The following is a 13,365-nucleotide window of genomic DNA, read 5'->3' as shown; positions in this document are numbered from 1 at the left end:
AATTCGGACAATGGATATCTCGGACTACGATGCCGTTTTTCAGTTATTTTCTGAAACACCTGGAGTCAGTGTTCGTGAAGCAGATTCCCGTGACTCCACTTTACGCTATCTGGCACGCAATCCAGGTTTGAGCTTTGTCGCTGTGAGCGAGAAAAAGATCGTTGGCTGCATCTTCTGTGGTCATGATGGGCGGCGCGGATATCTCCAACATCTGGTGGTCGATCCTGTTTTTCGCAATCAAGGGATCGCTAGAAGATTAGTGGCTCGCTGCATTGATACATTACAAAAATTGGAGATTAAGAAATCCCACGTTGATGTGCTTGTCACAAACTCTGATGCGCAAACTTTTTGGTCAAATCTTGGGTGGCAAAAGCGCCAAGATATTTACAGATTTTCATTCATCAATTCTGAAGATCCCGATACCTAGGACATGGGCAGGGTAAAACAGATTCGGCTCCCCTGCGTGAATTCGGGGTCGATCCAGATGCGCCCGCCGTGGCGGGAGACGATCTTGCGGCAGATGGCCAGCCCGAGGCCCGTGCCTTCGAATTTTTCCCGCATATGCAGGCGCTGGAAGATGACGAACACCTTGTCGTGATAGGCCGGATCAATGCCGATGCCATTGTCCTGGACCTGGAACAGCCAGTCTCGATCCCGTCGGCTGATGGTCAGTTCGATCCGCAGGGCACGGTCCGGGTGGCGAAACTTGAGGGCGTTGTCGAACAGGTTTTCGAACAGTTGTACCATTTCATCGAAATGGCAGGTCAGGGTGGGATAGATGTCCGGGAGCCGGAGGGTGGCGGCGGTCGCTTCGATCTGCGGGCCGAGGCTGCCCATGACCTGATTCAGGATGGCGGCCAGGGAGAGCGGACTGTTCGACATGGGTGTATGTCCGACCCGGGCGTATTGCAGCAGGTCCTTGACCAGTTGATCCAGGCGCACCGCCCCTTCCCGGGCATAGGCGATATATTCCCGGCCACTGGCATCAAGCTGTTTGGCGTAATTGCGTTCCAGCAGGGACACATAGCTGGCCACCATGCGCATGGGTTCGCGCAGGTCATGGGAGGCCACATAGGCGAACTGGTTCAGGTCGGCATTGGATTCTTCGAGTAGAGCCATGATGCGGTTCTGCTCGCGCTCCATTTCCTTGCGTCGGCTGATATCGGTCAGGGCCACCATGACGCCGGTCACCCTGTCGTCCAGGTCCCGGTGAGGGGCCGTGGCGAGCAGCAGGGTGCGCGGCCCCCGGTCCTTGAAGGTCGCCGTCAGTTCGTGGTCGGTGGTGACATAACCGGTCAACGCCGCCTGAAGGATCGCATCAAATTGATCTCTTCCCTCCTGATCAAGGAAATACAGGAAGTCGCGATGTTCCAGAAAGGCGGGAGGCTGTTGCAGAAGGTCGCAGAAAGCCTGGTTGAATTGATCAATTTTCAAATCGTGATCAAGGAAAACCAGCGGCGTCGGGGCGGTGAACAGAATAACCTCGTTCATTCGGCTCTGAGCCCCGAGGCGGGCCTGGGCGGCGAGGTCGCGCTGCCGGTGCAGCCAGATCAGCATTCCAGTCAGAAGCAGTATGATGACCGAAAAGAAAAGCCCCACCGCCACATGCTCCAGCAGGGAGTAACGCCAGGGGGCCAGCACAACATCCGTTGCCTGACCGACGACGGCCAGCAAGGGGCGATGTTCCAGGCTCTGGTAGGTGATGATCCGATGTTGCCCGTCGGTCACGGTGTGGGTCTCGTAACTCCCCCGGGGGGCCTGTTTCAGGTGGCTGAACAGCGGGCCGTGGGCGAAAGATCGTCCCATCAGTTCGGCCGCGAAGGGGGCCCGCGCCACCATATAGCCTTCCTCATGCACCAGTTCCAGGGTGGCTCCGGCCTGCAGGTCGAAGGGAGAAAAGAATCGGTTGAGCTGTTGCAGTTCGATAGTCGCCAGAATCACCCCCTGAAACGTCCCCTGGAGGCTCCAGCGGCTTTTGGCGATTGGGAGCAGCCAGTTGCCGGTCGTGGGGTCAAGGCGCGGCAGGCCGAATGCGAACGCGCGCTGCCGGTCCTGTCGCAGGTTCTTGAAATAGGGCTGATCGGCGAGGGAGAAGGTCAGCGCCGCCTCGGGCCTGGCACTCTGACAGGCCCATCCCTCCGCATCAATCAGTTCGGCGCTGAAAAGCATGTCCCCATGGCGCACCATTTCCGCCAGCCGACTGGAAACCTCTTTGTCGAAACGGGCGGTACCGTCGCAGGGAGGCAGGCTCAGTTCCAGAACCTCCAGGCGCGCTTCGATCAGTGAAAAGGAACGGTCCGCGTAGGCGGCCAGCCCCCGGGCTAATTGCTCGGAAGACTCTTTCACCGTTTGCAGGGCCGTGGTGCGGCCATGAAAGATTTCGTAACTGATCACCGACCAAACGACCAGCAGGGCAAAGGCTGTGAGCAGTCCCAGCCCCAGCACAAAGCGTGAAGAGGAGTCGACCCCCGCCAACTCTTCCCGAATGCTCTGGTTGATGCTCATCTCGCCATGGTTTCCCTACTTCCCCCGTATAAACATAAAAGAGCATGCTGCAAAAAGATAAGCAAAAATGGCCACGACGACCTTCGAAGAGAAACGGGGAAGGGCCTATGTCAATCGTCCCAAGTCCCTGACAGTTGTTTCCAATGGACGCAAAAAAAATACGGGCATTGGCAACTTTCGATCTTGATAATAAGTCTCATTGCCGATATAAAAAAACCATGATTGGATTCTGGTTATCCGACAAACGGACTGGGATATCAGTATGTTATACCAGAAAAAGCCAGCCGGTCAGGGAACATGAGACAGCTTGAACCAAGGAGCGAATTTCCATGCTTGAACAGTCAGCGCCCGTTGCCGAGACGACTCAGACCGTAACGCCGTTGCCCAGCCAGGTAAAAAGTGGGCGCACATTGGCCCAACTGAAGCCCGGTGAACGGGCGCTGGTGGCCTGCGTGACCGGCAACGATTCCCTGAAGCGCCGTCTGTCGGCTTTGGGGGTCATTCGCGGGGCTGAAATCGTGGTGGACAAGGCGGCCCCTCTGGGTGATCCGCGCGTGTACCGTCTGATGGGCTATATGCTCAGTCTGCGCAATCAGGAAGCGGCACAGGTGCAGCTCCAGTAATCGGCTTTTCGACTGATTCGAGGGAAGGGGGCTGCCGGGGGTTTGTCCGACAACCTCCCAAAAATGAGGTGCGAATAAAGTTCTTGCTAATGATTATCATTATCTATAAGTTTTGCAAAACCGCCCAGGATGGGCTGTCTTGCAGAGTCGTCATAACAGGAGCACCACCCATGGAACTCATTACCCTCGCCATCGCCGCCCCCCTCTTGATGATTTATAACCGCAAGCTTCACAAAGGGGCTGAGCAGAAATATCCTCGCATCCGTCGATAAGGCGGGGCCATTAAAGGAGACTTTGGGTTAATGGATACCGATACCGTCGTTTTGATCGCCATTTTGCTGGCCTGTCTGACTTATGTGGGCCGCCGGGTCTACCGCATGGTACGCCCCGCTGCCGGAGCTGCGGCCTGTGGCGGCGGCTGTGGCTGTAGCGGCTCGGCAGCCACCTGCGGTGCCGCCCCGCAAAAGGGTACGGTCGAGATCGGTTCCTCCTGACCTCGCTGCTTGATGAACAAGAGACAAGGGGCCACGTGATGGCCCCTTTGCTTTTTCCTGTTATTGAATGCTCGTTCTAATTGATTGGCAGGGAATAATAGACCGACAGGGTCTCGGTGCCCGGGTTCTTGTCTCCCAGACCGGCATTGGAATAGTGGGAAATGGCCAAGCCGAGGCGGGAGCGGTCGTCAAACCGATAGGCTGCTTCCAGTTGCGAGCGGAACTCCAGGGCGTGGCCCATGTCCAGCTTATCCTTGCTGCCGGTATAGAAATGCGGCGCGAAGCTCGGCGTCACCACCCAGCGACGACCGAAATACACATCCCACAGGATACCGGCCCCGATAAAGCCATGACCCGACGTGGCCCCCCCCAGCGCCACGAAGGGTTTGAACTGCACATAGGGCACCTTGTAGCCGGAACGGTATTCGATCCGGAACTCGGCCCCGGGGTCCTTGCGTCGGTTGAAATCGAACCAGCCCGCACCGATCGACAGAAAATCGGGATCATCGGTCTGCGCCGTCGCCGGTTGTTCGGAAGCGCCGAACAGACCCGCCAGAAGCGCCAATATCATGCCGCGTTTCACCATCGACCCTATTCCCCCAGAGGATACCGAAGAGGACCCGCATCTTAGATCATGGGCCGAAAGATGCAAGACCTGCGCGGATTTAACACAACGAATGGTGCTTGAGGTCACCTGGCGATTCTCACATAATGCCCCAGAGTTGTGGAATGAGAGTCATTCCGGTCCGCATTGTCAGCGTCTGGCAATGAACCCAATTCTAGCTGCCGTTTCGTTGCCGGGGCGGGGAAGGCGCGTCAAGCGCCGCAGTACAAGGTGTGAATACCGAAATGGCTCAATCCCTCGACCTCCTGTTACAGCTCCTGGAAAGCATGGCCATCTTTGTCATGGCCCTGTTGCTGTACCAGATGATCAAGGACCGGGTCATCCAACCGGCGCTACGCGAGGGATTACTTGGGATTTCTTTCGGTCTGCTGGCCTGGTTCAGCATGACACATCACATTCCGGCGGTATCCGGGGTGGATATTGACGGTCGTCATGTGATGATCGTCATTGCCGCCTTCTTCGGGGGCGGGCTGACGACCCTGGTCACCACCGCCCTGGTCGTCGGCTTTCAGGTCGCCGGAGTGCAGGACGGGGCGGTATTTCTCCCCATTGCCATCGGTATCACCCTTCAGATCGCGGCGTTGGCGCTGCTGGCCGCCCGGTGGCTGCCTCGGGGGGAGCGGAAGCACCCCTGGGTGGTGGCCCTGAGCGCCGGGGGCATCCAGTTTATGGCCCTGTTTGCCTGGTTTCTGGCCCCGGACCCGAACATCGGACGGATGATTTTCGCGCATTCAGCCCTCCCCTTGACCCTGGCCTGCATGGTCGGCAGTGGGATTCTCGCCTATTTGCTGCAACAGACCAACCGGCGCTACCAGACCGAGGACCGCTTGCGGGCCAGTCGGGAGCGCCATAAGGGCATTGTCGAAAACACCGTCGACGGCATCATCGTGATTACGGAATTCGGCATCGTCGAGGAATACAATGCCGCCGCCGAAAAGATCTTTGGCTATACCGCCGCTGAGGTGATCGGTCAGAACATCAAGATGCTGATGCCCGAACCGGATCGGGGACGGCATGATTCCTACCTTGCCAACTTCGTCCGCACCGGTCAGGCCAAAGTCATCGGCAGCGGACGGGAAGTGACGGCCCGCCACAAGAGCGGTCGAGCGTTCACCATGGATCTGGCGGTCAACGAAGCGTTCTTCGACGGCAAACGCTATTTTACCGGCGTGGTGCGCGACATCACCGAGCGCAAGCGGGCGGAAACGGAACTGGCGCGGCAAAAGTCCCTGTTCCAGGGCATCGTCAATCATATGGGCGAATCCCTGATGATGACCGATTCGGAACGTCGAATCGTGCTGTGTAATCCGGCGGCGACCCTGCTGTTCGGGTACACTCTGGACGAAATGGCGGGGCATCCGACCTCCATGCTATATAAAAGCCTGGAAGAGTTCGAACGACAGGGGCGGGAACGCTACAACCTCAGTGCCGAAGACAAGCTGTTGCCCTACGTGGTGCAATATCGCACCAAGGGAGGCCGGGTCTTCTCCGGTGAAACCCTCGGCAGCGCCATCCGCGATGAAAATGGCGAGGTGCTGGGTTTTCTGGGTATCATCCGCGACATCAGCGAGCGCCTGCAGGCCGAGGCGGAACTGCGTTATTCCGAAGCCCGGCTGGTGGAGGCGCAAAAGCTGGCGCATCTGGGAAACTGGGAATGGGATGTGCCGACCGGCAACCTTTTCTGGTCGGAAGAAATCTATCACATTTTCGGTCGCGACCCGGTGACCTTCGAGCCCTCCTATGCGGCGTTCCAGGAACAGATTCATCCGGAGGACCGGGCGGCGGTTCTGGCCTCGGAGGAACGGACCAAGACCGGCGCGCCGCATGACGTGGAACATCGGATCGTGCTGCCCGACGGCAGTGAACGGTATATCCATGAACGGGGACAGATGCAGTTCGACGCAGCCGGTCAGCCGCTGCGGCTGATCGGCACGGTACAGGACATCACCGAACGCAAAAAGGCGGAACTGGCCTTGCAGCGCCATAATGCGGGACTCGAAGCCTTGAACGAGGTGACGGCCCTGCGCAATGTCTCCATCGCTGAACAGGTGACACTGGCCTTGGATCTGGGCTGCCGTCACATGGATCTGGAAATCGGCATCGTCAGCCGGATCGAAGGCGACGATTACACCGTGCTCCATTTTGTCGCTCCTGAAGGTGTTCCCTTGCAGAACGGTCAGCACTTCTCTCTCGGTCAGACCTATTGCGACATCACCCTGGCCAAAAATGATGTGGTGACCATCAACCATATGGGCGGTTCCGTCCATGCCGCGCATCCCTGCTACCAGGCTTTTCATCTGGAGGCCTACATCGGCGTTTCCTATTTCATCGGGGAGCGGTTGGCCGGGACCATCAACTTTTCATCGCCGCATCCCTATGGGCGGGCCTTTGACGAGGGGGACCGGGCCTTTCTGCGCATGATGGGGCGCTGGGTCGGCACCTTGTTCGAGCGGCAGAAGACTCAGGAGAATCTGGCCCTTAGCGAGTCCCGGCTGTCGATCAGTCAGAGCTTTGCCAACATCGGCACCTGGGACTGGAACATCGCCGATGGCAGCCTGTATTGGTCGGAGCGCATTGCGCCGCTGTTCGGCTATCCGGCCGGAGATCTGGAAACCAGCTACGAGAATTTCCTGGCAGCCGTGCATCCGGAAGATCGGCAAATGCTCCAGGAGGCGGTCAAGGCCTGCGTCGAGACCGGCGCCGAATACGATATCGAACACCGGGTAATCTGGCCCGACGGGACGGTGCGCTGGCTGCAGGAAAAGGGCGACGTGGTGCGGGCCGAGGACGGCACGCCGCTGCGCATGCTCGGAGTGGTGCAGGACATCCATCAGGTCAAGACCGCCGAGGCCGAACTCCTGCGTAACACGGAAGAACTAGAAGACCTCTATGAGAACGCTCCCTCGGCTTATGTGACGGTGAACCTGAGAACCGGCACCATCCAGCGCCACAATCAGGCGCTCATCGAGCTGCTTGGTTACAGCGGGGAGGAACTGGTGGGGCGTAGGGTTCTCGATCTTTATACCGAGAGCGAGGAGGGGCGGCAGCGTGCCGTTCAAGCCATGGATCTGGTGCGGCGGGGTCACGAAATTCACAGTGCCGAATTGGAAATGCGGCGCAAGGATGGGGCCCGCATCTGGGTCAGCCTATCTGTTCGCCCGCGTACCGACGCCACTGGCCGGGTCACCGAAGGCCGGGCCATCGTCGTCGATATCACCCGGCGCAAGCGGGTGGAAAAGGAATTGGAACTCAGCCGCCAACGCCTGCAAAACGCCGTGGAGGCGTTGAATGTCGGGTTCTCCCTCTATGATTTCGACGGACGACTGCGGGTATGCAATCAGAACTACCGGGACATGTACAAAAAATCCGCCCCGATTATGGAGGAAGGGCGGTCCTTCGAGGACATTCTTCGATACGGGATTGCCCATGGTCAGTATCCGGAAGCGGCGGGGCGCGAGGAGGATTTCGTGACCGAGCGTCTGCAAAGATACGCCCATCCCGGAGCCCCCTTCGAGCAGCAGCTCCATGATGGCCGCTGGATTCTGGTCAATGAGCAACTGACCCCCGAAGGCGACCGGGTTGGCGTTCGTACGGACATCACTCAGATGAAACGGACCCAGTTGGAACTGCAACAGGCCCGCGAATCCGCCGAGGCCGCCAACAACGCCAAGTCCGAATTCCTGTCTTCCATGAGCCATGAACTGCGTACCCCGTTGAATGCCATCCTCGGATTCTCGCAACTGCTTGAATCGAGCAACCGCGATGCCCTGAACGAGAAGCAGAAACGGCAAGTGGTTCATATCCGAAAAAGTGGCGAGCATTTGCTGCAACTGATCAACGAGGTGCTTGATCTGGCCAAGATCGAGGCGGGCAATCTGTCGATTACCATGGAGCCGATCAGTCTGTCGCGGGTGGTGCGGGAATCCCTGGCCCTGGTCCAGACCCTGGCCGATGATCGCGACATTTCCTTGCAATTGGAGGATGATCGAAGCGGTTCGCGGACCGTCATGGCGGATTATACCCGGCTCCGTCAGGTGCTTTTGAACCTGCTGTCCAATGCCATCAAGTACAATAACGAGGGCGGATCGGTGGTCATCAATATCGGCGACCCGCAGGAGGGCTTCATCCGACTGTCCGTCACCGATACCGGTCAGGGCATCGCCCCCGAATATCAGGACAAGGTCTTTGAGCCGTTCAATCGCCTGGGGGCGGACGTGGGCAGCGTGGAAGGCACGGGAATCGGTTTGGCGCTGACCCGCAAGATGATCGAACATATGGGGGGGCGCATCGGATTCGAAAGCCCGCCCGGCGCGGGCTGTACCTTCTGGATCGAGATGGCGGTTGGCTTGAATCTCTTGGTCGTCGGCCGATCCCGGGGCAACACGGCGACCCAAAACGTTTTCCAGTTCTCCACATCCCCGCGCAGGGTCCTTTACGTGGAAGACGATCAGGCCAACCAGTCCCTGATGGAGGAGATTTTCGATAATTTACCTGGGTTGGAACTGTTGGTCGCCCCGGATGCCGAGAGCGGCCTGGGACTGGCTCTGGCGACACGGCCGGACGTGATTCTGATGGACATCAATCTTCCCGGCAAGGGCGGAATCGACGCCACGACGCAGTTAAAGGCCGACCCGGCAACCCGAGATATACCGGTGATCGCCCTTTCGGCGGATGCCACAAGGGCCACACAGCAGGCGGCAAAAAAAGCCGGGTTCCTTGCCTATTTGACAAAACCCGTTGAACTTGATCAACTATTGACCACACTGAATAATGCTCTGGGAGAAGAGACATAATGGCCCCCGAGGCGTCCCCCCTTGATGTCACGCAGGCCCGTATCCTGATCGTCGATGACAATCCGGTCAATGTGGCGCTGCTGGAAGAAATCCTTGAAGACGAGGGGTTCGCGCAAATCGACAGCCGAACGGACCCGCTGCAAGGGCTCGCCCTGTTCGAGCAGGTCCATCACGATCTGGTGCTGCTGGACATCCGCATGCCGGAACTCGACGGTCATGGGGTGATGGCCCGCATGCGCGCACATCTGGGCGGCGACTATCTGCCGGTGATCGTATTGACGGCACAAATCGACGTGGAAACCAAGCATCGGGCCCTGGAGGCGGGGGCGCGGGATTTCCTGACCAAGCCCTTCGACCGGGTGGAGGTTCTGCACCGCATCCGCAACATGCTGGAAGTTCACCTGCTCTACAAGGAGCGGACCAAGCAGAACGAGATTCTTGAACAAAAAGTACAAATGCGGACCCGGGAACTGGAAGAGACCCGTTTGGAGATCATCCGGCGACTGGGCCGGGCCGGAGAATACCGGGACAACGAAACCGGCATGCATGTGATCCGCATGTCCAAAATCTGTCAGGTTCTGGCCCTTGCCCATGGCATGGACGAGGCCATGGCCGAGATGATCCTGAATGCCAGCCCGATGCATGATGTGGGCAAGATCGGCATTCCCGATCATATTCTCCTGAAGCCGGGCAAGCTGGAGGGCGAGGAATGGGAAATCATGAAAACCCATGCCGAAATCGGGGCCGCCATTCTCAGCGACAATGATTCCCCGATCATGAATCTGGCCCGCAGCATCGCTTTGAGCCATCACGAGAAATGGGACGGGACCGGGTACCCCAAAGGTCTGTCGGGTGAGAATATCCCCATCGAGGGGCGTATCGCGGCTGTTGCCGACGTGTTTGACGCCCTGACATCTGAACGACCGTACAAAAAAGCCTGGAGCGTTCAGGACGCTCTGAAGTTCATCAACGAACAGGCGGGGCGCCATCTGGACCCCCAATTAGTCACCCTGTTCAACGAAAATCTTCAGGTGATCCTGGATATTCGTGATCGCTATGCCGACCCTGAGCAGGATACTTAAAATTTAAATTTCATCGCTTCCGTGGCGGCCACCAGGGCTGACAGGATACCCGGCTCCAGGGCCGAATGACCGGCATCGGGAATGATTCGATACGCGGCCCGAGGCCAGGCCCGGGACAGTTCATCGGCACTGCAAATCGGACAGATCATGTCGTAGCGCCCCTGGACGATGGTGGCGGGCAAATGGGTGATGCGCCCGATCTCCTCCAGGAGCGGCCTGTCCAGAAACATGCCATTGAGAAAATAGTGCAGTTCCAGCCGGGCCAGACTCAAGGCCCCGGCATCGCTTTGCCCCAACACCTCCGGACGTCGGGGCAGCAGGGTCGAGCAACTGGATTCGTAGTCGCGCCAGGCTCGGGCGGCGGGCATATGCCGGGCCGGGTCCGGGTCCATCAGCCGTCGCCGATAGCCCTGCAACAGGTCTTCGCGTTCTGCCTCGGGCAGGAATTCCCGGAACTGGCGCCAGGCTTCCGGAAAGACGACCCGAAGGCCGTTCAAAAACCATTCCAGTTCAAAATCGCGGCCCAGAAAAATGCCTCGCAACACGAACCCCAGACAGCGTTGCGGATGGGCGATGCCGTAGGCCAAGGCCAGGGTGGAGCCCCAGGAGCCGCCGAACAGCATCCAGCGCTCAATGTTCAGATGGCACCGCAGCTGCTCCAGGTCGGCGATCAGATGGGGCGTGGTATTGTCGCGGGTCTCGCCGTGCGGCTGCGAGCGACCGGCCCCGCGCTGATCGTAAAGGATCACCCGGTAGTAGCGCGGATCGAAAAAGCGCCGATGGATGGGGCTGGCTCCGGCCCCCGGTCCGCCATGCAGAAAGACCACCGGCACCCCGTCGGGCTGGCCGCTTTCCTCCCAGTACATGTGGTGCAGGCCGTCCAGCGCCAGGGTGCCGTTTCGGCGCGCCCCCTCGTCGGGGAAAAGATGGGGGTCTCCGCTCACAGGTCGATGACCTTGATCAGCCCCTGCTCGGGCAACGACTGCCCCGGCTTGAGATCGTTGAGCAGCAAAAAGGCGCCACGGTTGAAGTCGCCATAGGGCAGGGGAGCAGCCAGGCTTTCCAGGCTGTCGGTCGATCGGATCGCTCGGATATGAATGCGCAACGGCTTGACCGCCGCCGCCTCGCGGACGCTCAGACGCCGGAAGCTGTAGGTGGTCTGACGGAAGGCCAGATTATACGACTCGGTTTGTTCCGTCGGGGTGAGAAACAGCAGCCGGAATACCGTCTTGTCGTCATTGCGGAAGACCAGTGCCCGGACATCCTTGTTGGACACTCGGGTCACGCCGGTGGCCGCCTGAAGGCCGTTGACGTTCAGGTTTTCCAGGTCGCGGAAGCTGACATTGCTCCCCCAATCGTCACGCAGATAGCTCAGGAGATCCCGGTTGTGCTTGATCCCGCCCATGTCGAACACGATGGCCGACCCTTTGGGATGTTTGGCCACCACTTTTTGATCCGAGTTCTTGATCAGAAATCCCTCGGGCACGGTAAATTCCATCCGCAGCTTCGGATGCACGAAGCGCCGGCCGAGAACCAATCCCTGTTCCGGGTCGTCGCCGAACAGCATGCCGTCGATGTGATCGAGAAAACGCTGCCGGTTCAAGACCGGGTTGACCGGGTGTTGGTCCTTGCTGTTGGCGATGGCGGCCCGTACCCGGTCGATGGTTCGGGGGTGGGTGGACATGCTGTCGTATTCATCCACCGATCCGGCGGGGAGGCCCTTCATTTCCGCTTCCAACTGGCTGTGGTCGCGCAGGGTGTCGAGGAAACTGACCATGGCGTCGGGATCGTAGCCGCTGCGCGTGAGATAGCGCACCCCCAGCGTATCGGCCTCCAGTTCCTGATCGCGGCTGTAGCTCTGGAGGTAGGCGTTGGCGGCATATCCGCCGATCTGCGACGCCGCCGAAGAGCCGGTGGCCACCCCCAATACCGTCAGTCCGATTTGCGCCAGCATGGACTGGCTCAGACGTTCCGCCGTGTGGCGGGCGGTGACGTGGCCCAGTTCATGGGCCAACACCCCGGCCAGTTCGGCCTCGTTGGAGGCCAGGGCGATCAACCCGCGAGTGATCGAGACATAACCGCCGGGCAGGGCGAAAGCGTTGACGATGGGGCTGTTGAGGATGGTGAAGCTGTAGGGGAGTTGCTGGAACTCCGTGTGCTGGGCCAGCCGGTTGCCGAGGTCGGTGACATAGGATTCCAGGCGCGGGTCTTCGTACCGTCCGCCGAAGGACTCGACCATCTTGGGCTGTTCCTTCTGGCCCAGGGCGATGTCATCTTCGAGGGAATAGACGCCGGTGAAGCTGGTCCGCCCGGTCGCCGGGTTGGTCGCCAGACATCCCGGCAGCGTGCAGATGGCGCTGCTGGCCAACAAACCAGTGGTGAACTGACGACGCGACAGCCGCATGAATATTCTCCCTGTAGGGTGTGTGACCTTACCTTCGTGGCGGCGGAAGGGCCAGAAGTTCCAGTTGTTCGGGATGCGAGATATCAATCATTGGCCCGTTGTTTTTCTGCACCCAGCCGCGCGCGCGAACGGATTGTCCTTTGAAACTCAGGGGATCGAGGCCATCGGCCTCGAAGGTCCGGCGCGCCTTGGCATTTAGACGCAGGGTGAAATCGGTCCGCCAATCGGGGCCAAAATTCAGATAAACCGTGCCTCGGACGTTGGCGGCGCTATGTACTGTGCCCTCCACCAGTTGAAAGGTTCCGATGTCGCCCTCCAGGCCTTCTGGAGGACGCAGGGCATAAAACGGATGGCCCCAGATGCCGCGCCGGTTCTGTCGGGCCTGCCGTTCGAGCGTCAGCATCTCGGTCACCAGAGCCCGGTTGTCGGGGAAGCTGTAGACCCGCGCCAACCCCTGGTCCAGCATGTCGCCTTGCAGCCACAGGCCATCATCGACCCGATACAGATGCGCCAACAGGCGTCCATGGCGGTCCATCTGCCGTCCGCCATGGGCCAGGCGCACCCGCCGTCCCAGACAGAGCGCCTCCAGAGCCGCCTTGGCTTGATCGGCCAGCGGCCAGGTCTTGAAGTTCTTGCGCCCCAACGGCAGCTTGGGGGCCTGGATACCCACCAGACGTACTTCCCTTGAATTCTGAATTGATTGATCAAGAATGACTGTGTCTCCGTCCACCACTTCGATCACCTGCGCCGCACCGCCCGAAAGCAGGTCGGCGGCTCCCGCTTCGGGTGCCAAGAGCAGGGTCAAGAGCAGCAAAAAGCGGATCACGGCGGGGCCTCTC

Annotated in this window: 10 protein-coding genes; 5 read left to right on the top strand and 5 right to left on the bottom strand. The window is 59.4% G+C overall.

All coding sequences use genetic code 11. From position 1 onward, the window contains the following. The first annotated feature begins 10 nt into the window (after positions 1-10). Positions 11-427 (top strand): GNAT family N-acetyltransferase, encoded by a 417-nt coding sequence (locus ACYQ1P_RS01905; RefSeq protein ID WP_460018690.1) that lies wholly within the window; start codon positions 11-13, stop codon positions 425-427. Here the strand turns inward: ACYQ1P_RS01905 and ACYQ1P_RS01900 are convergent. Next, positions 424-2,505, bottom strand: a complete 2,082-nt coding sequence (locus ACYQ1P_RS01900; RefSeq protein ID WP_460018689.1) for an ATP-binding protein — start codon at positions 2,503-2,505, stop codon at positions 424-426. The genes ACYQ1P_RS01905 and ACYQ1P_RS01900 overlap by 4 nt on opposite strands. Positions 2,506-2,834: 329 nt before the next feature. On the opposite strand from ACYQ1P_RS01900, the gene ACYQ1P_RS01895 reads away from it, so the two are divergent. Together ACYQ1P_RS01895 and ACYQ1P_RS01890 are read left to right on the top strand one after the other, a co-directional pair. Further along, complete coding sequence (locus ACYQ1P_RS01895; RefSeq protein WP_460018688.1) at positions 2,835-3,128, top strand: FeoA family protein; 294 nt, start codon at positions 2,835-2,837, stop codon at positions 3,126-3,128. 302 nt (positions 3,129-3,430) lie between these two features. Next, positions 3,431-3,622, top strand: coding sequence for a FeoB-associated Cys-rich membrane protein (locus ACYQ1P_RS01890; RefSeq protein WP_460018687.1), 192 nt, complete (start codon positions 3,431-3,433; stop codon positions 3,620-3,622). Between the two features lie 76 nt (positions 3,623-3,698). Here the strand turns inward: ACYQ1P_RS01890 and ACYQ1P_RS01885 are convergent, their stop codons facing one another. Beyond that, on the bottom strand, positions 3,699-4,208 hold the full coding sequence (locus ACYQ1P_RS01885) for an acyloxyacyl hydrolase (protein ID WP_460018686.1): 510 nt from the start codon (positions 4,206-4,208) through the stop codon (positions 3,699-3,701). Between the two features lie 263 nt (positions 4,209-4,471). Here ACYQ1P_RS01885 and ACYQ1P_RS01880 point away from each other — a divergent pair, with 263 nt between their 5' ends. Further along, positions 4,472-9,040 carry a PAS domain S-box protein gene (locus tag ACYQ1P_RS01880; RefSeq protein ID WP_460018685.1) on the top strand — a complete coding sequence of 1,523 codons (4,569 nt, stop codon included), beginning with the start codon at positions 4,472-4,474 and terminating at the stop codon, positions 9,038-9,040. Continuing rightward, positions 9,040-10,122 (top strand): HD domain-containing phosphohydrolase, encoded by a 1,083-nt coding sequence (locus tag ACYQ1P_RS01875; RefSeq protein WP_460018684.1) that lies wholly within the window; start codon positions 9,040-9,042, stop codon positions 10,120-10,122. Before ACYQ1P_RS01880 ends, ACYQ1P_RS01875 begins: the two co-directional genes overlap by 1 nt. Here the strand turns inward: ACYQ1P_RS01875 and pip are convergent. Genes pip through ACYQ1P_RS01860 form a run of 3 tightly spaced genes read right to left on the bottom strand, consistent with a single transcriptional unit; the run spans position 10,119 to position 13,352 of the window. Further along, complete coding sequence (gene pip, locus ACYQ1P_RS01870; RefSeq protein ID WP_460018683.1) at positions 10,119-11,066, bottom strand: prolyl aminopeptidase; 948 nt, start codon at positions 11,064-11,066, stop codon at positions 10,119-10,121. The genes ACYQ1P_RS01875 and pip overlap by 4 nt on opposite strands. Next, positions 11,063-12,526, bottom strand: coding sequence for a M48 family metalloprotease (locus ACYQ1P_RS01865; protein ID WP_460018682.1), 1,464 nt, complete (start codon positions 12,524-12,526; stop codon positions 11,063-11,065). Before ACYQ1P_RS01865 ends, pip begins: the two co-directional genes overlap by 4 nt. Before the next feature lie 28 nt (positions 12,527-12,554). Further along, positions 12,555-13,352: a thermonuclease family protein gene (locus ACYQ1P_RS01860; protein WP_460018681.1), complete on the bottom strand. Its 798-nt coding sequence runs from the start codon at positions 13,350-13,352 to the stop codon at positions 12,555-12,557. Between the last annotated feature and the right edge of the window lie 13 nt (positions 13,353-13,365).

The sequence above is a fragment of the Magnetospira thiophila genome, from assembly GCF_054657015.1.
The sequence above is the reverse complement of the archived record's forward strand: the minus strand, read 5'-3'. Positions and strand labels throughout refer to the sequence as shown.

What these genes read in the sequence shown, in the direction of transcription:
- ACYQ1P_RS01905 (WP_460018690.1), top strand. Translation starts at nt 11, where the DNA reads ATGGATATCTCGGACTACGATGCCGTTTTTCAGTTATTTTCTGAAACA.
- ACYQ1P_RS01900 (WP_460018689.1), bottom strand. Translation starts at nt 2,505, where the DNA reads ATGAGCATCAACCAGAGCATTCGGGAAGAGTTGGCGGGGGTCGACTCC.
- ACYQ1P_RS01895 (WP_460018688.1), top strand. Translation starts at nt 2,835, where the DNA reads ATGCTTGAACAGTCAGCGCCCGTTGCCGAGACGACTCAGACCGTAACG.
- ACYQ1P_RS01890 (WP_460018687.1), top strand. Translation starts at nt 3,431, where the DNA reads ATGGATACCGATACCGTCGTTTTGATCGCCATTTTGCTGGCCTGTCTG.
- ACYQ1P_RS01885 (WP_460018686.1), bottom strand. Translation starts at nt 4,208, where the DNA reads ATGGTGAAACGCGGCATGATATTGGCGCTTCTGGCGGGTCTGTTCGGC.
- ACYQ1P_RS01880 (WP_460018685.1), top strand. Translation starts at nt 4,472, where the DNA reads ATGGCTCAATCCCTCGACCTCCTGTTACAGCTCCTGGAAAGCATGGCC.
- ACYQ1P_RS01875 (WP_460018684.1), top strand. Translation starts at nt 9,040, where the DNA reads ATGGCCCCCGAGGCGTCCCCCCTTGATGTCACGCAGGCCCGTATCCTG.
- ACYQ1P_RS01865 (WP_460018682.1), bottom strand. Translation starts at nt 12,526, where the DNA reads ATGCGGCTGTCGCGTCGTCAGTTCACCACTGGTTTGTTGGCCAGCAGC.